19 protein-coding genes are annotated in these 20,405 nt (G+C 72.8%); all 19 read right to left on the bottom strand.

The window, feature by feature from the left end; all coding sequences use genetic code 11:
• Nucleotides 1–22 precede the first annotated feature (22 nt).
• Nucleotides 23–556: a hypothetical protein gene (locus tag HPC71_RS08115; RefSeq protein WP_154615090.1), complete on the bottom strand. Its 534-nt coding sequence runs from the start codon at nt 554–556 to the stop codon at nt 23–25.
• Between the two features lie 23 nt (nt 557–579).
• On the bottom strand, nt 580–4,134 hold the full coding sequence (gene dnaE / locus HPC71_RS08110; protein ID WP_154611960.1) for a DNA polymerase III subunit alpha: 3,555 nt from the start codon (nt 4,132–4,134) through the stop codon (nt 580–582).
• Between the two features lie 160 nt (nt 4,135–4,294).
• Nucleotides 4,295–4,972 carry a GNAT family N-acetyltransferase gene (locus HPC71_RS08105; RefSeq protein ID WP_171896520.1) on the bottom strand — a complete coding sequence of 226 codons (678 nt, stop codon included), beginning with the start codon at nt 4,970–4,972 and terminating at the stop codon, nt 4,295–4,297.
• A gap of 25 nt (nt 4,973–4,997) precedes the next feature.
• On the bottom strand, nt 4,998–5,933 hold the full coding sequence (locus tag HPC71_RS08100) for an RluA family pseudouridine synthase (RefSeq protein ID WP_154611962.1): 936 nt from the start codon (nt 5,931–5,933) through the stop codon (nt 4,998–5,000).
• Nucleotides 5,930–6,493: a signal peptidase II gene (gene lspA, locus HPC71_RS08095; protein ID WP_154615088.1), complete on the bottom strand. Its 564-nt coding sequence runs from the start codon at nt 6,491–6,493 to the stop codon at nt 5,930–5,932. The genes HPC71_RS08100 and lspA overlap by 4 nt, the downstream gene beginning before the upstream one ends.
• Nucleotides 6,466–6,990, bottom strand: coding sequence for a TraR/DksA family transcriptional regulator (locus HPC71_RS08090; protein WP_253943951.1), 525 nt, complete (start codon nt 6,988–6,990; stop codon nt 6,466–6,468). Before HPC71_RS08090 ends, lspA begins: the two co-directional genes overlap by 28 nt.
• Before the next feature lie 224 nt (nt 6,991–7,214).
• On the bottom strand, nt 7,215–7,964 hold the full coding sequence (locus HPC71_RS08085) for a DivIVA domain-containing protein (RefSeq protein WP_230084298.1): 750 nt from the start codon (nt 7,962–7,964) through the stop codon (nt 7,215–7,217).
• A 155-nt stretch (nt 7,965–8,119) separates the two neighbouring features.
• On the bottom strand, nt 8,120–8,413 hold the full coding sequence (locus HPC71_RS08080) for a YggT family protein (RefSeq protein WP_171896518.1): 294 nt from the start codon (nt 8,411–8,413) through the stop codon (nt 8,120–8,122).
• 6 nt (nt 8,414–8,419) lie between these two features.
• Nucleotides 8,420–8,926: a cell division protein SepF gene (locus HPC71_RS08075; RefSeq protein ID WP_154611965.1), complete on the bottom strand. Its 507-nt coding sequence runs from the start codon at nt 8,924–8,926 to the stop codon at nt 8,420–8,422.
• 58 nt (nt 8,927–8,984) lie between these two features.
• Nucleotides 8,985–9,683: a YggS family pyridoxal phosphate-dependent enzyme gene (locus HPC71_RS08070; protein ID WP_171896516.1), complete on the bottom strand. Its 699-nt coding sequence runs from the start codon at nt 9,681–9,683 to the stop codon at nt 8,985–8,987.
• Entirely contained in the window at nt 9,680–10,408 is a 729-nt protein-coding gene (locus HPC71_RS08065; protein ID WP_171896514.1) for a purine nucleoside phosphorylase YfiH/LACC1 family protein, read from the bottom strand. Before HPC71_RS08065 ends, HPC71_RS08070 begins: the two co-directional genes overlap by 4 nt.
• A 5-nt stretch (nt 10,409–10,413) precedes the next feature.
• On the bottom strand, nt 10,414–11,625 hold the full coding sequence (ftsZ, locus tag HPC71_RS08060; RefSeq protein ID WP_171896513.1) for a cell division protein FtsZ: 1,212 nt from the start codon (nt 11,623–11,625) through the stop codon (nt 10,414–10,416).
• A 365-nt stretch (nt 11,626–11,990) separates the two neighbouring features.
• Nucleotides 11,991–12,758, bottom strand: coding sequence for a cell division protein FtsQ/DivIB (locus HPC71_RS08055; protein ID WP_154615086.1), 768 nt, complete (start codon nt 12,756–12,758; stop codon nt 11,991–11,993).
• Complete coding sequence (murC, locus tag HPC71_RS08050) at nt 12,751–14,154, bottom strand: UDP-N-acetylmuramate--L-alanine ligase (RefSeq protein ID WP_171896511.1); 1,404 nt, start codon at nt 14,152–14,154, stop codon at nt 12,751–12,753. Before murC ends, HPC71_RS08055 begins: the two co-directional genes overlap by 8 nt.
• Nucleotides 14,151–15,221, bottom strand: coding sequence for an undecaprenyldiphospho-muramoylpentapeptide beta-N-acetylglucosaminyltransferase (gene murG, locus HPC71_RS08045; protein ID WP_154615085.1), 1,071 nt, complete (start codon nt 15,219–15,221; stop codon nt 14,151–14,153). The genes murC and murG overlap by 4 nt, the downstream gene beginning before the upstream one ends.
• Nucleotides 15,222–15,227: 6 nt before the next feature.
• Nucleotides 15,228–16,472 (bottom strand): putative lipid II flippase FtsW, encoded by a 1,245-nt coding sequence (ftsW, locus tag HPC71_RS08040; protein ID WP_171896509.1) that lies wholly within the window; start codon nt 16,470–16,472, stop codon nt 15,228–15,230.
• 15 nt (nt 16,473–16,487) lie between these two features.
• Nucleotides 16,488–17,963, bottom strand: a complete 1,476-nt coding sequence (murD, locus tag HPC71_RS08035; RefSeq protein WP_171896507.1) for a UDP-N-acetylmuramoyl-L-alanine--D-glutamate ligase — start codon at nt 17,961–17,963, stop codon at nt 16,488–16,490.
• Nucleotides 17,963–19,033: a phospho-N-acetylmuramoyl-pentapeptide-transferase gene (mraY, locus tag HPC71_RS08030; protein WP_171896505.1), complete on the bottom strand. Its 1,071-nt coding sequence runs from the start codon at nt 19,031–19,033 to the stop codon at nt 17,963–17,965. Before mraY ends, murD begins: the two co-directional genes overlap by 1 nt.
• Nucleotides 19,030–20,400 carry a UDP-N-acetylmuramoyl-tripeptide--D-alanyl-D-alanine ligase gene (locus HPC71_RS08025; RefSeq protein ID WP_154615161.1) on the bottom strand — a complete coding sequence of 457 codons (1,371 nt, stop codon included), beginning with the start codon at nt 20,398–20,400 and terminating at the stop codon, nt 19,030–19,032. The genes mraY and HPC71_RS08025 overlap by 4 nt, the downstream gene beginning before the upstream one ends.
• Nucleotides 20,401–20,405: the final 5 nt, after the last annotated feature.

Raw genomic sequence — 20,405 nt, 5'->3', positions numbered from 1 at the left:
CGGGGCTCAGGGGTCCAGGGACTCAGATCTCCAGGGACTCGGGGCCGCGGGGCCCCGAGCGCTTGGTGGTGACGAGGAAGACGACGGCCATCCCGATCAGCGCGCCGCAGGGGAAGGTGAGCCAGGCGTGCGGCAGGTCGACCTCGAGCGCGCCGTCGAGCTCGGTGCCGTCGGCGGCGGTGCGGGCGAGCACCTCGGGGTCGGCGGGGCTCCACGACAGCCCCAGGCGGAGCATCACGTAGCCGCCGAGGGAGGCGCCCACCACGACGGCGGCCAGGGTGACCAGCTCGGAGCGGTCGAAGACGTACGCCGCCACCGCACCGACCACGAGGCTGGTGGCCGCGGCGACCACGACGTACCACCCGGTCCCGGCGAAGGTGCTGCGCAGGCCGTCCTCGTCGGTGAACCACTGGCCGTCGCGGACGACGCCGGTGACCGGCGACCACACCTGGAACCAGATGCCGGCCGCGACCACCCCGGCGACCACGAGCAGCGCGACGACCGCGAGCGCCTCGAGGGCGACCCGGAGCGCGCCCCCGCGTGGGGAGCGCGACACCCGGCGGGGCCCGTGGGGTGGCGTCAGCTGGTGAGACACCCGGGGCCCAGCAGCTGCTTGAGGTCGGCGAACAGCGCCGGGCTCGGCGTCACCCGGTGGTGGTCGCCGATCCGCATGACGAGGGTCTTGTCGCGCATGAGCACGCGCAGGTGCACCTCGGTCACGCCGGGATGGGTGGAGAGCACGTCCTTCAGGTGAGCGACGACGTCGGAGTTCACACGTGTCTGGGGCACCTTGATCACCACGGGGCCCGAGGGCCCGTCGGAGATGTCGGGGACCGTGACCTCCTGGCCGTGCAGCTCGGGCTGGTCCTTGCTGCGCGAGAGCCGGCCCTTGACGGTGAGGATGGCGTCCTCGGTCAGGTAGGTGCTGGCCAGCTGGTAGGCGCTGGGGAACAACAGCACGTCGATGGCGCCGTCGAGGTCCTCCAGCGTGATCATCGCCCACGCGTCGCCGCGCTTGGTGATCTTGCGCTGCACCGAGGTGACCAGCCCGCTGACGGTGATCGGCGACCCGTCGGCGCGGTCCTCGTCGAGCATCAGCTGGCCGATCGTGCAGTCGCTGCTGTTGGCCAGCACGTGCTCGAGACCGAGCAGCGGGTGGTCGGAGACGTAGAGACCGAGCATCTCCCGCTCGTGGCCGAGCAGCGTCATCTTGTCCCAGTCGTCGATGTCGGGGATCGCCACCGAGACCCCGAAGCCCGAGGTGTCGTCGAGCCCGCCGAACAGCGAGTCCTGGCCGATCGCCTCGTTGCGCTTGATGTCGACGTACTGGTCCACGGCCGTCTCGTGGATGGCGACCAGCGCGCGGCGCCGGTGCTTGAGGTCGTCGAAGGCGCCGGCCTTGATCAGCGACTCGATGACCCGCTTGTTGCAGACCTGGGTCGGCACCTTGTCGAGGAAATCGTTGAAGTCGGTGTAGCGCCCCTTCTCCTCCCGCGCCGCCACGATGCCGTCGACCACGTTGGCCCCGACGTTGCGGATCGCGGTCAGGCCGAAGCGGATGTCGCCGCCGACGGGGGTGAAGTCGTGGGCGGAGGAGTTGACGTCCGGCGGGAGCACCTGGATCCGCATCCGGCGGCACTCGTTGAGGTAGATCGCCAGCTTGTCCTTGTCGTCCTTCGCGGAGGTGAGCAGGGCCGCCATGTACTCGGCCGGGTAGTTGGCCTTGAGGTAGGCGGTCCAGTAGGTGATGACGCCGTACGCCGCGGAGTGGGACTTGTTGAAGGCGTAGTCGGAGAACGGGAGCAGGATCTCCCAGAGCTTGTCGATCGCGTCCTGGGGGAAGCCCCGCTCGAGCATGCCGGCCTGGAAGCCGGCGTACTGCTTGTCGAGCTCCTCCTTCTTCTTCTTGCCCATCGCGCGCCGCAGGTTGTCCGCGGCGCCCAGGGTGAAGCCCGCGAGCACCTGGGCGATCGCCATGACCTGCTCCTGGTAGACGATCAGGCCGTAGGTCTCCCCCAGGACCGGCTCGAGCGCCTCGGCGAGCGCGGGGTGGATCGGCTCGATCGGCTCGCGGCCGTTCTTGCGACGTGCGTACTTGTTGTGGGAGTCCGCACCCATCGGGCCCGGACGGTAGAGCGCGCTGACGGCGGTGATGTCGGCGAACTGGTCGGGTTGCATCGAGCGCAGCAGCGCGCGCATGCCGCCGCCGTCGAGCTGGAAGACGCCCAGGGTGTCGCCCCGGCCCATCAGCTCATAGGTCGCCCGGTCGTCGAAGGGCAGCTCCTCCAGGACGACCTTCTCGCCCCGGTTGGCCTCGATGTTGACCAGCGCGTTCTCCAGGATGTGGAGGTTGCTCAGGCCGAGGAAGTCCATCTTGACCAGCCCGAGCGCCTCGCACATCGGGTAGTCGAACTGGGTGATGATCGCGCCGTCCTGCGGGCGCTGCATGATCGGCACGATGTCGATCAGCGGGTCGCTGGACATGATCACGCCGGCGGCGTGGACGCCCCAGTTGCGGATCTGGCCCTCGAGGCCGACCGCGGTCTCATAGATGGTGCGGACGTCGACGTCGGAGTCGTGCAGCGCACGGAACTCCCCGCCCTCGCCGTAGCGCTTGTGGTCGGGGTTGAACAGCTCCTTGAGCGGGACGCCCTTGCCCATCACGTCGGCCGGGAGGGCCTTGGTGATCTTGTCGGAGATCGCGAAGCCGTAGTCGAGCACGCGCGCGGCGTCCTTGATCGCGGCCTTGGCCTTGAGCCGGCCGAAGGTCGCGATCTGGGCGACCCGGTCCGCGCCGTACTTGCGGGTGACGTAGGCGATGACCTCGCCGCGGCGGTGGTCGTCGAAGTCGATGTCGAAGTCGGGCATCGAGGGGCGCTCGGGGTTGAGGAACCGCTCGAAGAACAGCCCGTGCTCCAGGGGGCACAGGTCGGTGATGCGCAGGGCGTACGCCGCGATCGAGCCCGCACCCGAGCCACGACCCGGGCCGACACGGATGCCGTTGTCCTTGGCCCACTGGATGAAGTCGGCGACCACGAGGTAGTAGCCGCAGTAGCCCTTGGCCGAGATGACGCCGAGCTCCATCTCGACGCGGTCCTTGACCTCCTGGTCGAGCCGGTCGCCGGGGTAGCGCGACTCGATCCCGCGCCAGACCTCCTTGCGGAACCAGCTCTCCTCGGTCTCGCCCGCGGGGATGTCGGCGCGCGCCATGTAGCCGCCGGTGGACTCGACGAACTCCACCTCGCAGCGCTCGGCCAGCGCCAGGGTGTTGTCGCAGGCCTCGCGCATGCCGTTGCGGTCGGCCCACAGCTCGCGCATCTCGGCCGCGGACTTGATGTAGTAGCCGCCGCCGTCGAACTTCAGGCGGTTGGTGTCGGAGAGCCGCTTGCCCGAGGCGACGCAGATGAGGGCGTCGTGGGCCGCGGCGTCCTCGGGGTTGTTGTAGTGGGAGTCGTTGGTCGCCAGCGGCGGGATGCCGAGCTCGCGGCCGAGCTTGAGCAGGTCGTCGCGCACCCGCTTCTCCACCGAGATGTCGTGGTCCATCAGCTCGAGGAAGACGTTGTCGCGGCCGAACATGTCCTGCAGCTCGCCGGCCTCGCGGACCGCCTCGTCCCACTGGCCCAGCCGCAGCCGGGTCTGGATCGCGCCGCTGGGGCAGCCGGTGCTGACGATGATCCCCTCGCTGTGCTCGGCGAGGATCTCCTTGTCCATCCGCGGCTTGTAGAAGTAGCCCTCGAGGCTGGAGCGCGAGGAGAGCCGGAAGAGGTTGTGCATGCCGGCGGTGTTCTCCGCCCACATCGTCATGTGGGTGTAGGCGCCGCCACCGGCGACGTCGTCGCCGCCCTCCTCCTTGACGTCGCCCTTGCCCCACCGCACGCGCTTGCGCTCGCCGCGCGGGGTGCCCGGAGTCACGTACGCCTCGATGCCGATGATCGGCTTCACGCCGTGCTTGCGCGCCTTGGACCAGAAGTCGAAGGCGCCGTGCAGGTTGCCGTGGTCGGTCATCGCGATGGCAGGCATCCCGAGGTCCGCGACGCGGGTGAAGAGTCCGTCCAGGAGCGACGCCCCGTCGAGCATCGAGTACTCGGTGTGGACGTGCATGTGGACGAAGGAGTCCTGGGAGCCGGTCGACATCGGCGGTATCGATCTCCTGGGGTTCGCAGCGGTGGACGGGCAGCACCAGCCACCGGGTGGACGGCCCGGCGTCGATCCTGGGGAAGGACGTCAGGCTACTTCACGGCTGCGGCAGAGCCTGTCACTCGCCGCCGACAATGCGGGGACCGTGACGAAGGCGTCAGCGGGCAGCGTCGAGCGAGGCGGTGATGATCGCGTCGACGACCGGGACGAGCCGGTCGGTGCCCAGCTCGGGCACCCGCCGGGCGATCCGCTCGGCCACCTCCCGCTCCCGCGCGGGGTCGCGCGAGGGGTCGGTCTTGAGCGGCTGGATCGCGCGGGTCAGCGCCGCGCGGCGGGCCAGCAGGTCGCCGAGCTCGGCATCGACCTCGTCGACCAGCCCGCGCAGGAAGGCGACCGGGTCGCGGCCGGGCCAGGCCATCCGGATGTCGGGGCTGCGCTCCTCGTTGGCCGAGCCGTCGGTCCGCTCGAGGGCGAGCAGCCCGTGGAGGGCGTAGAAGGCACGAGCCGGGGTGTTGGACTCGAAGACCCACAGGCAGAAGCCGTCCGGGAGCCGGTCCTTGACGACGTCGAGCAGCAGCGTGCCGACCCCGCGGCGGGCGGCCGACGGGTCGACGTACAGGTCGTCGAGCCAGCTCGCGGTGTGCCGGGCGTAGCCGACGACCCGCTCCCCCGCCTCGGCCACCCAGACCTGGTCGGCGCCGATGCGCGTGGCGAGGAACGGCGCGAGGGTGGAGTCCGGGTGGGCCGGCTCCGGCATCGGCGCGGCCCGGCGGGCGCGCAGGTGGACCGCGGCGAGGTCGCCGACGTCGGCCGGCACCGCCGGCCGCACGGTCACGTCCGGCAGGGGCCCCGGGCCGGACTCAGCTGGCGCCACGGATGACCTCGAGCGCGTGGGCCAGGTCGTCGGGGTACGTCGACTCATAGCTCACCTGCTCGCCGGTCTCGGGGTGCTCGAAGCCGAGCCGCACGGCGTGCAGCCACTGGCGCTCCAGGCCCACGCGGCGGGCCAGCGTCGGGTCGGCGCCATAGGTGATGTCGCCGACGCAGGGGTGCTTGAGCGCGGCCATGTGCACCCGGATCTGGTGGGTGCGGCCGGTCTCGAGGTGCACCTCGAGCAGGCTGGCGAAGCGGTGCGCCTCGAGGGTGTTGTAGTGCGTCACGCTCGGGCGGCCGTCGGCCATCACCGCGAACTTGTAGTCCGCCTTCGGGTGCCGGCCGATCGGGGCGTCCACGGTGCCCTCGAGCGGGTCGGGGTGGCCCTGCACGAGCGCGTGGTAGGTCTTGTCGACGGTGCGGTTGCGGAAGGCGTTCTTCAGCACCGAGTAGGCGTGCTCGGACTTCGCGATCACCATGACGCCGGAGGTGCCGACGTCGAGACGCTGGACGATGCCCTGGCGCTCCGAGGCGCCGCTGGTGGCGATCCGGAAGCCCGCGCCGGCCAGGTGACCGACGACGGTCGGGCCCGACCAGCCCGGCGAGGGGTGGACCGCGACGCCGACGGGCTTGTCGATCACCACGATCGCGTCGTCGTCGTGGATGATCCCGATCCCCTCGACGATCTCCGGCACGATCTCGAGCGGGTCGACCAGGCTCGGGATGGTGACGTCGAGGACCGCCCCGGGCAGGACGCGGTCGCTCTTGCCGACCTCGGCGCCGTCGAGGCGCACGTTGCCGTCGGCGATCAGGTCCGCGGCGCGGGTGCGGGAGACGCCGAAGAGCCGCGCCATGGCGGCGTCCACGCGCTCTCCTCCGAGAGCCTCGGGGATGGTCAGCGTGCGGTGGTCGTCCTGGGTCATCGTTCCTCCCGGGTGCCGTCGATGCGCACGCCGCGGAACGCCTGGAGCAGGATCAGCCCCGCCGCGACGTTGATGCACATGTCGGCGACGTTGAAGACCGGCCAGTTCGGCAGCATGAACATGTCGATGACGTGCCCCCGCATCGGGCCCGGCGCGCGCAGGAGCCGGTCGGTCAGGTTGCCGGCCACGCCCGCGAGCAGCACGGCCAGGGCGACGGCCCACAGGACGTTGCCGACCCGGCGCGCCAGGAAGAGCACCACCAGGACCGCCGCGATCGCGATGCAGGAGAGCACCACGGTGTACTCGGTGCCGGCGCTGAACGCCGCGCCCGGGTTGCGCACCAGGTGCAGCACGAACAGGTCGCCGAGGATCTCGACGTCCGGGCGGCCGGTGAGGTGCTCGACGGCGAGGATCTTGGAGACCACGTCGGTGACGTAGAGCACCGCGAACACCCCGGCGAACAGGAGCCGCAGCCGGACCTTGCTCGGAGCCGAGGGGGCGGTGGCCGGTAGGACGGTGTCGTCGTCGTCGTTCAGCGACGTTCCTCGCGCTGCTTGCATGTCATGCACAGTGTGGCACGGGGAAATGCCATCAGCCGCATCTTGCCGACCGGCTCCCCGCACGACTCGCACACGCCGTACGTCGCGTCGTCGATGCGCGCCAGGGCTCGGTCGATCTGGGCCACCTTGTCGCGCTCGTTGATCAGCACGGTCAGCTCGTGATCGCGCTCGAAGGAGGTCGAGCCGACGTCGGCCTGGTCCTGCCCCGCCCCGTCACCGGAGTCGCGCATCAGCCCCGACAGCTCGTCGTCGAGGTCGCGGATGATGGCCTCGCTGTGCTCGCGCTGCTCGTGGAGCTCATCGACGACCTCGGCGAGCTCCTCGCTCGTCCAGGGGTCCTCGCCCTCCTTGACGACCAGGTTGGCCAGGCGCGCCCGGGCCTCGGCGGCCTTGCCGCGGGCGCCGGTGCCTGCCGCCTTGGCGGTGGCCTTCTTGCCGTTCGTCTGCTTCGTCTGCTTGGTCTGCTTCGAGCCGGACTTCTGAGTCGTCTCGGTCACCGGCGCTGCCTTCCTCGGGGTGGATGCCTCTCGGCGGGGCTACTTCGCTGGAGCCTGCTGCGCACGGCGACCGGTGGGCCAACGTGTTGGGCGGAGGGTAGTCCAGCCCGCCAACCGGGCCAACCGTGCGCTTCCGAGGCGCGGACGTACGACGGACGGCCGGCCACGAGGGCCGGCCGTCCGGGAGGTCGTGCTGTGCCGCGCGGGGCGGCGGGGTCCCTACCTCAGGACTCGTCCTCGCCGAGGATCGAGCGGAGCCGCTTGGGGGCGGGCTGCTCGTCGGTCGGCGCGGCGCTCTCGGTGGTGCCGAGGGCCTCGAGCTGCTGGGTGAAGTAGGTCTTCAGGCGGGAGCGGTACTCGCGCTCGAAGGAGCGGAGGGTCTCCACCTCGTTGCTGAGGCGGTCCCGCTCGCGCTCGAGCTCGCCGAACATCTGCTGGCGGCGCTCGGCGGTCTCGGAGTCCAGCATCTGCGCGCGGGTGCGAGCGTCGGACTCCAGGCGGTCGGCCTTGGTCTTGGACTCCGACTCGAGCCGCTCGGCCTTGGTGCGGGCCTCGCCGACGATCTTGTCGGCGTCGTTCTTGGCCTCCTCGACGAGCTCGTCCGCGTTGCGCGTGGCGATCTCGAGCAGGCGGGCCGCGGCGTTGGAGGCCTGCGGGACGGTCTCCACGCGGATCGTCTCGACCGGGCCGCCGACGTTCGCGGCGACGGGCGCTGCGACCGGGGCCGGCTCGGGCTCGGGCGCCTTCTGCGGCGCCGGGGCCGGCGTCGGCTCGGGCTGGGCGACCGGCACCGGCTGGGTGCCCGACTGCACGGAGGACAGCTTGGCCCGGAGGTCGTCGTTCTCCTTCGTGAGCCGCGCGAGCTCGGCCTCCACCTCGTCGAGGAACTGGTCGACCTCCCCCATGTCGTAGCCCTCACGGAGCCGGACAGGAGTAAAGCGCTTGTTGCTCACGTCCTCAGGCGTCAGCGGCATGACCTCACCCATTCGTTGTCGTGTCGGTTGTGGCGGTGCGCGTGCACAGACATGCGTGTGCCAGCTGCTCGGTCGAACAATAGCGCCTGGTCCGGGCCGGGTGTGATCCGGCGGACCCGCTGGTCAGACGGGCGAACCCGGCGGTGCGCAAACCCCTAGGACAGGAAGATCGCGCGGTTGACCTGGAGGAGCACGTAGGCGGTGATCATCACGAGGATGAAGCTGAGGTCCAGCGCCACGCTGCCCAGGCGCAGCGGCGGGACGACCCGCCGCAACGCCTTGATCGGCGGGTCGGTGAGGGAGTAGACGACCTCGAGCACCACCAGCAGCGGTCCGGTCGGCGACCAGGAGCGGGCGAAGACCTGCACCCAGTCGACGACGAACCGCACCCACAAGAGCGCGATGAAGACCCAGAGGACGATCTCGATGATCGACCCGACTACGTGCACCTGACCTCAGCTCTGGTTGAAGAAGCCGCCCTCGGCGATGCGCTGCTTGTCCTCAGCGGCGACCGAGACGTTGGGCGGAGACAGCAGGAAGACCTTGTTCGTGACGCGCTCGATGGTGCCACGGGTGGCGAAGACGAGGCCGGCGGCGAAGTCGACCAGGCGCTTGGCGTCGGCGTCGTCCATCTCCGAGAGGTTCATGATCACCGGGACGCCCTCGCGGAAGTTCTCCCCCACGGTGCGCGCCTCGTTGTATGTGCTCGGGTGCAGGGTGGTGATCCGGCTGAGCTCGGCGACCACGCCCGGCGAGGGCACCGGCGCCACCGGGCGGCGGCGCTCGGCGAGGTCGGCGACCGGGGCCGGAGCGGCGGCGCTGCGCGGACGCGGCGCACGGGCCGCAGCGGCGACCGGCGTCGTCTCCTGCGTGTGGTAGTCGTCGCCGTCGTACTCGTCGTACCGGCCGGTGTCCTCGAGCAGGCCGAGGTACTCACCGATCCTGCGCATCGCGCCGCTCATGGGTGTGACCTTTCGGGACTCAGCGCCCGCGGGGGGCACTCATGGGATGATCTGGACACTACTTGTCCGTGGGCCTCGAACCGAGGACCGCGGAGCCAATCCGCACGTGTGTCGCGCCGTGGCGCACCGCGTGCTCGAGATCGCCGGACATGCCGGCGGACAACCAGGACGCCGAGGGGTGCTCGGCGACGAACGTGGCGCGGATCTCGGCCAGCCGGGCGAACGCCGTGGCCGGGTCCTCGCCGAGCGGGGCGACCGCCATCAGCCCGCGCAGCCGCAGGCGCTCCTCGCCGGCCACCCGCTCGGCCAGGGCCGGCAGGGCGTCGGGGTCGACGCCGGCACGGCCCTCGCGACCGGGCGGGTCGAGGCTGACCTGGAGCAGGACGTCGAGGGGCTCCTCGCGCGTCGCCGCCCCGCGGGCCAGCGGGCCCACCAGCTTGGGCCGGTCGACGGACTCCACGACGGAGGAGTACGCCGCCACCGCGGCCGCCTTGTTCGACTGCAGGCCGCCGATGAAGTGCCATCGCAGGCCGAGGTCGGCGCACTCGGCGGCCTTCGCCTCGGCCTCCTGGTGGCGGTTCTCCCCCACGTCGGTGACGCCGAGGTCGGCCAGCAGCCGCACGTCGGAGGCCGGGAAGAACTTGGTCACCACCACGAGCGTGATCTCTTCGGCGTCGCGGCCGGACGCGGCGCACGCGCCGGCGATCCGCTCCCGGACTGCGCCGAGGCCGGCTGCGAGCTCCTCGCGGCGGCTCACGGAAGCCTCCGCACAAGCCCGGCGAGCCGTCCGGCTCCCCGGCCGTCGCGACGGTGGGAGTAGAGGTCCGGCGCCTCCCGGGTGCACCGGGCGGCCTCCGGGGCCTCGGCGACCTCGACCCCCAGCCGCTCGAGCTGGGCGCGCACCCCGGCGCCGAGATCCAGGGACGGGGTGCCCCACGTCGTCGTCGCGAGCGTCGTCGGCTCCACCGCCACCACCTCCTCCTGCATCTGCGTCGGTACCTCGTAGCAACCCCCGCACACGTGCGGGCCGATCCAGGCGACCACCTCGGTCGCCCCCAGCTCACGCATCCGCTCGACGGTGGCCGGCACGACTCCCGCCACGACCCCCGCGCGGCCGGCGTGGGCCGCGCCCACGACCGTCCCGCCGGCGAGCAGCACCGGCACGCAGTCGGCGACGCGGACCATCAGCACCAGGTCGGTGCGGGTGGTGACCAACCCGTCGCCGGTCGCCCGCTCGAGCGGCCCGTCGGCGGTGACGACCTCGCGGCCGTGCACCTGGCGCAGGTCGGCCAGCGCAGCATCCGGGGCGAGCTCGGCGAGGACTCGGCGGAGGTTCTCCGCGCGGTCCTCCGCGGCGTCCGGACCCTCCGCGGCGAGGTTGAGCTCGTCGTACGGCGCGCTGCTGACCCCGCCGAGGCGGTCGGTGAAGGCGAGCTCCACGGACCGGCCGGCGGGGCCGTGCGTCGTGCGGAAGGCGAACAAGGGCGTTACTTCAAGAAGTCCGGCACGTCCAGCTCGTCGTCGTCGAACTGGACCTGACGGGGCGCCGGCCGGTGCGCGGGCTGCGCCGGGGCGGCGGGGGGCTGCTGCGGGCGGGTCGCGGCGGGGACCGGCTCGCGCTGCTCCTGGCGGGCGGGTACGTCGTCGCGACGGGTGCTCGCGAGCGCCTGGGCGGCGTTGCGGGTCTCCTCCTGCGACTGCTGCGGCTTGGTCTCGCGGCGCAGCACCGTGCCCTCGTCGCGACGCTTCGGCGTACCGCCGTCGAAGCCGGCGGCGATGACGGTGACCCGCACCTCGTCGCCGAGGGCGTCGTCGATGGTCGCGCCGAAGATGATGTTGGCCTCGGGGTGGACGGCCTGGGCGACGAGAGCCGCGGCCTCGTTGATCTCGAACAGGCCGAGGTCGGAGCCGCCGGCGATCGAGAGCAGCACGCCGTGCGCGCCGTCGATCGAGGCCTCGAGCAGCGGGCTGGAGACGGCCATCTCGGCAGCGGCGACCGAGCGGTCCTCGCCGCGGGCCGAGCCGATGCCCATCAGCGCGGAGCCGGCGTTGGCCATGACCGACTTGACGTCGGCGAAGTCGAGGTTGATCAGGCCGGGGGTGGTGATCAGGTCGGTGATGCCGGAGACACCCTGGAGCAGGACCTGGTCGGCCTGCTTGAAGGCGTCGAGCACCGAGACGTTGCGGTCGCTGATCGAGAGCAGGCGATCGTTCGGGATCACGATGAGGGTGTCGACCTCCTCGCGGAGCGCGGCGATCCCCTCCTCCGCGGAGTTCGCGCGGCGGCGACCCTCGAAGGCGAACGGCCGGGTGACCACACCGATGGTCAGCGCGCCCAGGGAGCGGGCGATCCGGGCGACGACGGGGGCACCGCCGGTGCCGGTGCCGCCACCCTCGCCCGCGGTCACGAACACCATGTCGGCGCCCTTGATGACCTCTTCGATCTCGTCGGCGTGGTCCTCGGCGGCGCGGCCGCCGACGTCGGGGTTGGCGCCCGCGCCGAGGCCACGGGTCAGCTCACGGCCGATGTCGAGCTTGACGTCGGCGTCGCTCATGAGGAGGGCCTGGGCGTCGGTGTTGATCGCGATGAACTCGACACCCTTGAGCCCCACCTCGATCATCCGGTTGACGGCGTTGACGCCGCCACCGCCGACGCCCACGACCTTGATGATGGCCAGGTAGTTCTGTGCAGCTGCCACGGCGGCTTCGCCTTTCGCTGGTGGTCGGTCCGGTGGGGTGCGGGGATGACCCGCTGGAAGTTCGTCCGACGCGGCCGGGCCTCAACTCTGACCCTCAGGTGGAGGGTTATAGTTATGTCAACCTCGTCGTAGCGACGACAGTAGGCACCCGGCGCGGTCCGCTCCGGGAGGACACGCCGCGTGTCGCGCGTCTTCCTTCGCGCCGAGGTGGCACTCGTGCAGCCGCGAGGTGGCAGTGCTGCAGCCTCCAGGTGGCAATGCTGCAGGGCTCGATCCTGCAGCGCTGCCACTTCGACCCTGCAGGGGTGTCACCTCGACCCTGCACGGGCGCCACCTCGACCCTGCAGGGGTGCCACCTCGACGGGTCAGGAGTCTCCGCAGACGGCGGGTTGGGTGCAGACGGTGGGCTGGCCGGGGGCGGAGACGTCGTAGATGGGCGCCTGCTGGGCTTCCAGCAGGCCGGCGAGGACCTCGGCCTTCTGCTCGGAGTCCTCCGCGCTCCCCCACCGGACCGTGCGTCCGTCGTGCAGCTCGAGCGTGACCTGGTCGACGGTGCGGACCTCGACGTGGTCGACGCGGGCGGCGAGGTCGGCGGGCAGCGCGGCCACCACGGCCGCGGCCTCGACGAGCGCGTCGTCGGCGACGTCGGCGGTGACCTCGACGCGCGGCAGGCCCGCCGGCGCCCGGCGGAACCGGTCGAAGACGACGCCCTCGGCGTCCAGCCCGCGGAACTCCCCGCCGATGGAGACCACCGCGACCGGCACCCGCTCCTCGACCACGACCAGCACCGAGTCCGGCCACTGGCGCGAGACGTCGACCTCGCGGACCGCGGCCAGCGTCTCGATCCGGGCCTCGATCGCGGCCAGGTCGAGGGTGGCGAGGGGCTCGCCGGTGGGCACGTCCGCGGCGCTGCGGACCTCGCCCGCGCTCAGGCTCTCGGTGCCGCGCACCTCCACGCCCTGGACCGCCAGCCGCTCGGAGAAGAACACCAGCCAGGTGACACCGACGACGAGCGCCAGCGCGACCGCCACGACGAGCGCCGTGAGCCACCGGCGGCGCCGGCCCGCGCGCTGCCGGCGGGCGAACCGGCGGCGGGTGCGCTCGAAGGTGTCGGTGCTCGACCGGTCAGCCATGGTCGGGCAGGAGCTCCAGGACGCGGGGGCCGACGGTGGTGATCGTGCCGGCGCCGAGGGTCAGCACGAGGTCGCCGGGGCGCGCGCGGCGCACCAGCTCGGCGGCGACGTCCTCGAGGTCGGGCACGAACGCGACCCGGTCGGCCGGCAGCGGCACCGAGGCGGCGACGTACGCCCCGGTGACCTCGGGGTCGGGGTCCTCGCGGGCGAGGTAGACGTCGGCCACGACGACCTCGTCGGCCGCGCCGAGCGCCTGGCCCATCGCCTCGCCGAAGATCCGGGTGCGCGAGACCAGGTGCGGCTGGAAGGCGACGACCAGGCGCCCCTCCCCCGCCAGCGCCCGCGCGGACTGCAGGTCCCCGACGATCTCGACCGGGTGGTGGGCATAGCTGTCGTAGACGCGGACGCCGCCGGCCTCGCCCTTGGGCTCCATCCGCCGCTTCGTCCCCGTGTACGACGCCAGGCCGGCGCGCAGCGCGTCGGGGTCGAGCCCGAGGGTGATCCCGGCGGCCAGCGCGGCGAGCGCGTCGGCGAGGTAGTGGTCCCCCGGCGACCAGAGCGTGACCCCGGCGAGCGCGTCCGGCCCGACATCGACCGAACCACCGACCGAACCACCGACCGAGCCGTCGGCCGCACCGTCTGCCCGGGTGGAGACCGTGACGACGCGGCGGCCGAGGTCCCGCTGGCGGGCGGCCAGCGCCGCCGCTCCCGGGTCGTCGACCACGCAGACGAGGAACCCGTCGGGGTCGAGGGTGTCGGCGAACTCGTCGAACGCGGCGGCGTAGGCCTCCGGGGTGCCCCACTGGTCGAGGTGGTCGGCGTCGACGTTGGTGACGATCGCGGCGTACGGGCTGTAGTGCAGGAACGCGCCGTCGCTCTCGTCGGCCTCGGCGACGAACAGCTCGCCGGCGCCCTCGGCGGCGTTGGTGCCGGTGGCGGCGAGCTCCCCGCCGACGGCGTAGGTGGGGTCGGCGCCGGCGGCCTGGAGGGCGACGGTCAGCAGCGAGGTGGTGGTGGTCTTGCCGTGGGTGCCGGCGACGGCGACGACCCGGCGGCCGGCCATCACCGAGGCGAGCGCGGTGGAGCGCGGCAGGACGAGGAGGCCGCGGCGGACGGCCTCGAGGTACTCGGGGTTGTCCTCGCGCACGGCGGTGGAGACGACGAGGGTGTCGGCGTCGGCGACGTGGGCGTCGTCGTGCCCGACGTGCACGGTCGCGCCGGCCGCCCGCAGCGAGGCCAGCGTCGGGCTGTCGACGCCGTCGCTGCCGCTGACGGCGATGCCGCGGGCCAGCATGATCCGGGCGATGCCGGACAGGCCGGCGCCGCCGATGCCGACGAAGTGGACGCGCCCGAGGTCCTCGGCGGCGGGGACGGTGGCGGGGACGGGGACCTTCACGCGCCGACCTCGAGGACGATGCGGGCCAGCTTCTCGTCGGCGTCGCGCGGGATCAGCCCGCTGGCGGCGGCGCTCATCGCGGCCAGCCGCTCGCGGTCCCGGGCCAGGGCGGGGACGGTCCGGGCGACCCAGTCGGAGGTGAAGGCCGCGTCGGAGACCAGCAGCGCTCCCCCGGCGTCGACGACCGGGCGGGCGTTGTGGGCCTGCTCGCCGTTGCCGATCGGCAGCGGCACGAAGATCGCCGGGACGCCGGTCGCGGCGGCCTCGGTGACGCTGTTGGCGCCGCCGCGGCAGACCATGAGGTCGGCGGCGGCCAGCGCGAGGTCCATCCGGTCGACGAAGTCCACGACGACGTACGGCGTGCCGGTCGGGGCCGGCGTGGCCTCGCCCTTCGGGCCGACGACGTGGAGCACCTGCACCCCGGCCTCGCCGAGCGCGGCGGCCGCGCCGGAGACCGACTGGTTGAGCCGGCGCGCTCCCTGGGAGCCGCCGGTGACCACGAGCGTGGGCAGGTCGGGGTCGAGGCCGAAGAACGCCCGGGCCTCCCCGCGCAGGGCCGCGCGGTCCAGCGCGGAGATCATCCGGCGGATCGGCAGCCCGACGTGCTCGGCCTTGGGCAGCGGGGTCTCGGGGAAGGAGACCGCGACCCGGCGGGCGACCCGCGCGCCGACCTTGTTGCCGAGCCCGGGCACGGCGTTCTGCTCGTGGACGACGACGGGGAGGCCCCGGCGCCGAGCGGCGAGGTACGCCGGCACCGAGACGTACCCGCCGTACCCGACGACCACGTCGGGCCGGACCCGGTCGAGCACGTCGTTGGTCGCGCGGACGGCGGCGCGCAGCCGGCCGGGCACGCGCAGCAGGTCGGCGCCGGGCTTGCGGGGAAGCGGCACCGGCGGGATCAGCTCGAGGGGGTACCCGGCCTCGGGGACCACGCGGTTCTCCAGACCGCGGGGTGTGCCGAGGCAGGTGATCTCGACGTCGGGCCGCAGCCGCTTCAGGGCGTCGGCGGTGGCGAGCAGGGGCGAGGTGTGGCCGGCGGTTCCTCCGCCGGCGAGCAGGACGCGCATCGCGGGTCAGCCTACGAGCGTGCGGCTGCGGGCGCGCTTCCGGTGGGCCAGTGCGCGCGCCGCCTCGGGCTCGCGGCGGGCGAAGCCGATGAGCAGGCCGAGGGCGACGAGGGACGGGAGCAGCGCCGAGCCGCCGTAGGAGATCAGCGGCAGTGGGATGCCGATGACCGGCAGCAGGGCGAGCACCATGCCGACGTTGATGATCATCTGGCCGATCAGCCAGACCACGATGCCGAAGGTGCAGTAGCGCACGAACGGGTCGGCGGTCTCACGGGCGACCCGCAGGGCGGCGTAGGCGATGGTCAGGAAGAGCCCGACGACCAGGAGCGTGCCGATCAGGCCGAGCTCCTCGCCGAGCACCGCGAAGATGAAGTCGGTGTGGGCCTCGGGCAGGTCGCCCCACTTCTGCTGGCTCGCGCCGATGCCCTGGCCGAAGACGCCGCCGGTGGAGAGCGCGTAGAGGCCGTGGGCCGGCTGCCAGCCCGCGTCGTGGTAGTCCTGGAAGGGGTCGACGAAGTTGGTGATCCGGCCCAGCCGCTCCGAGCTCGTGGAGGCGATGAAGATCGCCAGCACGCTGAGGATCGAGAGGCTGAAGCCGAAGAACCGGGCCGGGGCGCCGACCACCCACAGCAGCCCGAGCAGGATCGCCACGAAGACCAGCGCGGTGCCGAGGTCGCGGCCCGCGACGACCAGGCCGGTGGCCAGCAGCAGGCCCGGCACGACCGGGACCATGATCTGGTGCAGCTGGCCGAGCCGGCGCTCCTTGTTGGCGTAGGTCGCCGCCGCCCAGATCACCAGCGCGAGCTTGGCGATCTCCGAGGGCTGGATCTGGACCGGACCGAGGGCCAGCCAGTTCTGGTTGCCGTTGACGGTGACGCCGAGGAAGGCGGTCATCAGCAGCAGCACCAGCGCGATGAGGTAGCCGGGGAACGCGAGCCGCTTGAGCCAGCGCGTCGAGAGCCGGCTGGCGACGTACGCCGCCGGCAGGCCGAGCGCGACCCACATGAGCTGGCGGGTGACGATCGCGTAGGAGTTGTCGAAGACGCGGAAGGAGTACACGCTCGAGGCGCTGAGCACCATGATCAGCCCGATGGTGAGCAGCAGGCTCGAGGCGCCGAGCAGCAAGTAGTAGGCCGTCAGCGGCTTGTCGAGCGCCTCGCGGGCCGCCGCGAACCAGGCGAACCGGCTCGGCCGGTCCGGCTCGGAGGTGCCGGCTGCATCGGTGGCGGGAGGCTCGACGGTGGTGGCCACTGCCCGCCTCCTCGCTCAGTCCCGACCGGTCCTTCTCCGTACGGCCGCCGCGAACTGCTCCCCGCGGTCGGCGTAGCTGGGGAACAGGTCCATGGAGGCGCAGCCGGGAGCCAGCAGGACCGTGTCGCCGGGTCGGGCCAACGTGGCCGCCGCCTCCACGACGCGCTCCATGGGAGCCTGTTCGGGACCAGTCTCACCGGCGCCCACGTCGATCACCGGCACATCGGGCGCGTGTCGCGCGAGCGCCTCGGCGATGACGGCCCGGTCCCGCCCGAGCAGCACCACGCCGCGCAGCCGGTCGCGCACGGCGCGCACCAGGCCGTCGAAGGAGGCGCCCTTGGCCAGGCCGCCGGCGATCCACACGACGGGGTCGTGGGCCTGCAGCGAGGCGAGCGCGGCGTGGGGGTTGGTGGCCTTGGAGTCGTCGACCCAGGTGATCCCGGCGTGCTCGGCGACGACCTCGGTCCGGTGCGGCTCGAGGCGGAAGCCGCGCAGCCCGTCGCGCACCGCCTGCTGGGAGACGCCGTGGGCGCGGGCGAGCGCGGCGGCGGCCAGCGCGTCGGCCACCAGGTGCGGCGAGGAGCCGGGCAGGTCGTCGATCGTGCAGAGCTCGGCCGCGCTGGTGCCGCGCTCCTCGATGAAGGCCCGGTCGACCAGGATGTCCTCGACCAGCCCGAGCATCCCGACGCCGGGCATCCCGAGGGTGAACCCGACCGCGCGGGCGCCCTCCTGCACGTCGGCCTCGCGGACGAGCCGCTCGGTCTCGGGGTCGGCGACGTTGTAGACGCACGCCCGCTGGACGTTCTCGTAGATCCGGCCCTTGTCGGCGGCGTAGGCACCCAGCGGGTCGGGGCCGGCGTACCAGTCGAGGTGGTCCTCGGCGATGTTGAGCACCGCCGCGGACTCGGCGGCCATCGAGCGGGTGTCGTGGAGCTGGAAGCTGGAGAGCTCGACGGCGAGGACGTCGTACGGCGCGGGGTCCATGACCACCTCGACGAGCGGCAGGCCGATGTTGCCGGCGGCCACGCTGGCCAGGCCGGCCGCGCGCAGGATCGCGTCGAGCATCAGCACGGTGGTGCTCTTGCCGTTGGTGCCGGTGACCGCCAGCCACGGCGCGGCGGACTCGGGATCGCGCAGCCGCCAGGCGAGCTCGACCTCGCTCCAGACCGGTACGCCGCGCGCGCGTGCCTGGGCGAGCAGCGGGGCGTCGGGTCGCCACCCGGGGCTGGCGACCAGCACGTCGACGTCGTCGGGCAGGACCGCGGTGGTGCCCTCCCCCAGCCGGACGGAAGCGCCGAGGACCTCGAGCAGCTCGGCCTTCTCCTCCTTGCCGGCCGGAGACTCGTCGAGCGCGGTGACCGTGGCGCCGAGGTGGAGCAGGTTGTCCGCGGCGGCGAAGCCGGAGACACCGAAGCCGGCGACGACCGCGCGCACGCCCTCCCAGGCGTCGCGGCGGCCCAGGCTCTCGACCGGGGGTCGGTGGTCGGCCACTAGATCCCCGCGACCCACTCGGCGTAGAAGATCCCGAGGCCGGCGGCCACGCACAGCCCGGTGACGATCCAGAACCGGATCACCACCGTGACCTGCTCCCACCCGAGCATCTCGAAGTGGTGGTGGATGGGCGCCATCCGGAAGATCCGCTTGCCGCCGCTGAGGCGGAACCAGCCGACCTGGAGCATCACCGAGAGGGTCTCGACGACGAAGACGCCGCCGAGGACGATGAGCAGCAGCTCGGTGCGGGTGAGGATCGCGAGCCCTGCGAGCGCGGAGCCGAGCGCGAGCGACCCGGTGTCGCCCATGAAGATCTGGGCCGGCGAGGCGTTCCACCACAGGAAGCCGAAGCAGGCGCCGGTGATCGCGGCCGCGATCACGGCGAGGTCGAGGGGGTCGCGGACCTCGTAGCAGGTGGCGCCGGGCGAGATCGCGCAGGACTGGTTGTTCTGCCAGATGTTCACCAGCGTGTAGGCGCCGAAGACCATCACGCTCGCGCCGGTGGCCAGGCCGTCGAGGCCGTCGGTGAGGTTCACCGCGTTCGAGGTGGCGGTCACGATCAGCCAGATCAGCGCGAGCACCACGACGGTGGGCAGCGCGATGGCGGTGAAGTCGCGGATGAAGGAGATGTGGTTCGAGGCCGGGGTGCGGCCGCGGTCGTCCTCCAGCCACGGGGAGAGCGCGAGCAGCCCGAAGACCACGGCGATGACGGTCTGGCCGACCATCTTGGCCTTGCTCCGCAGGCCGAGGCTGCGCTGCTTGGAGATCTTGATGAAGTCGTCGAGGAAGCCGACCAGGCCCATGCCGACGAAGAGGAAGAGCAGCAGCAGCGCCGAGGCCGAGGGCGCCGAGGTGGTGATCAGCTTCGCTGCGAAGTAGCCGACGACCGTCGCGGCGATGATGACGACGCCGCCCATGGTCGGCGTGCCGCGCTTGGTGTGGTGGCTCGTGGGCCCGTCGTCGCGGATCTCCTGGCCGTAGCCCAGCCGGGTGAACTGCGTGATCGCGACCCGGGTGCCGAGCAGGGAGATGAGCAGGGAGAGCCCACCCCCGAGCAGTACGGCTCTCACGTCACGTCCTCCAGCAGTCCCTCGGCGAGCACCTCGAGCGCGGCACCGCGTGAGGCCTTGACGAGGACGGCGTCCCCGGCCCGAGCATTCTCCCGCACCCAGGCGAGTGCTTCGTCCCGCCCCGCCGTGAGCATCGCCTCACCGGTCCAGTCCGGCACCGATCGGGCGCCCTCGGCGACGCCGGCCGCCGGCTCGCCGACCGCGACGACGACGTCGATGCCGGCCTCCGCGGCCGCGCGGCCCACGCCGACGTGGTCGTCGTGGCTGGTGGGGCCGAGCTCGCGCATCTCCCCCAGCACCGCGACGGTACGCCGCGTGCCGCTCCGCCCGATGGCGGCGAGCGCGTCGATGGCGGCGACGGTCGAGGCGGGGTTGGCGTTGTAGGCGTCGTTGATGACCACCAGGCCGTCGGCCCGCTCGCGCAGCTCCATCCGCCACCGCGAGGCGCTCTCGGCGCTCGACAGCGCGGCCGCGACGTCGGCGAGGTCGCAGCCGGCCGCCAGCGCCATGGCGGCGGCCGCGGCGGCGTTGGCGACCTGGTGGGCGCCGACCTGCCGCAGCGCGACCGGGTGCCACGTGCCCGCGGTACCGAGCTCGAAGGAGGCCCGGCCGAGCTCGTCGAGCACCAGCCCGCGCCAGGTGATCTCGCCGGCCTCGCCGAAGGTGAGCACGCGCGCCGCCGTCCGCGGGGCCATCGCGGCGACCAGCGGGTCGTCGGCGTTGAGCACGGCGGTGCCGCCCGCGGGCAGCGCCTCGACGATCTCGCCCTTGCCCTGCGCGATCGCCTCGCGGCTGCCGAACTCGCCCAGGTGGGCGGTGCCGACGTTGAGCACCGCGGCGACGACGGGCGGGGCGACGCGGCACAGCTCGGCGACGTGGCCGATGCCGCGCGCGCCCATCTCCACCACCAGGTGGGTCGTGTCGGGGGTCGCGCGCAGCACGGTGAGGGGGACGCCCAGCTCGTTGTTGAAGTTGCCCCGGGTCGCCACGACGCTGCCGGGCACGCCGCTGCCGGCGACGGTGGCGAGCACGTGCGCGAGGTAGTCCTTGGTGCCGGTCTTGCCCTGGGAGCCGGTCAGGGCGAGCACGGTCGCCCCGGTGCGGTCGAGCACGTGGCGCGCCAGCCGGCCCAGCGCCGCGACCGGGTCCTCGACCACCACGGTGGGGCGCCCGGTCGGGCGGCTGCCGAGGACGGCGTGGGCGTGCTCGGCGTAGGCGTGCCCGTCGACCCGCTCCCCCGCCACCGCGACGAACAGCCCGCCGACGACCGGCTCGCGGCTGTCGACGTACGCCGGGCCCGTGACCTGCGTGCTGCCGTCCCCGTCGACGGCGCCGCCGACCACCGCGGCGACCTCGTCCAGCGTCATCGGGA

It is taken from the genome of Nocardioides marmotae, assembly GCF_013177455.1.
GTDB lineage: Bacteria > Actinomycetota > Actinomycetes > Propionibacteriales > Nocardioidaceae > Nocardioides > Nocardioides marmotae.
Note: the sequence above shows the minus strand (reverse complement) of the source record. Positions and strands in the feature narration are given on the sequence as shown.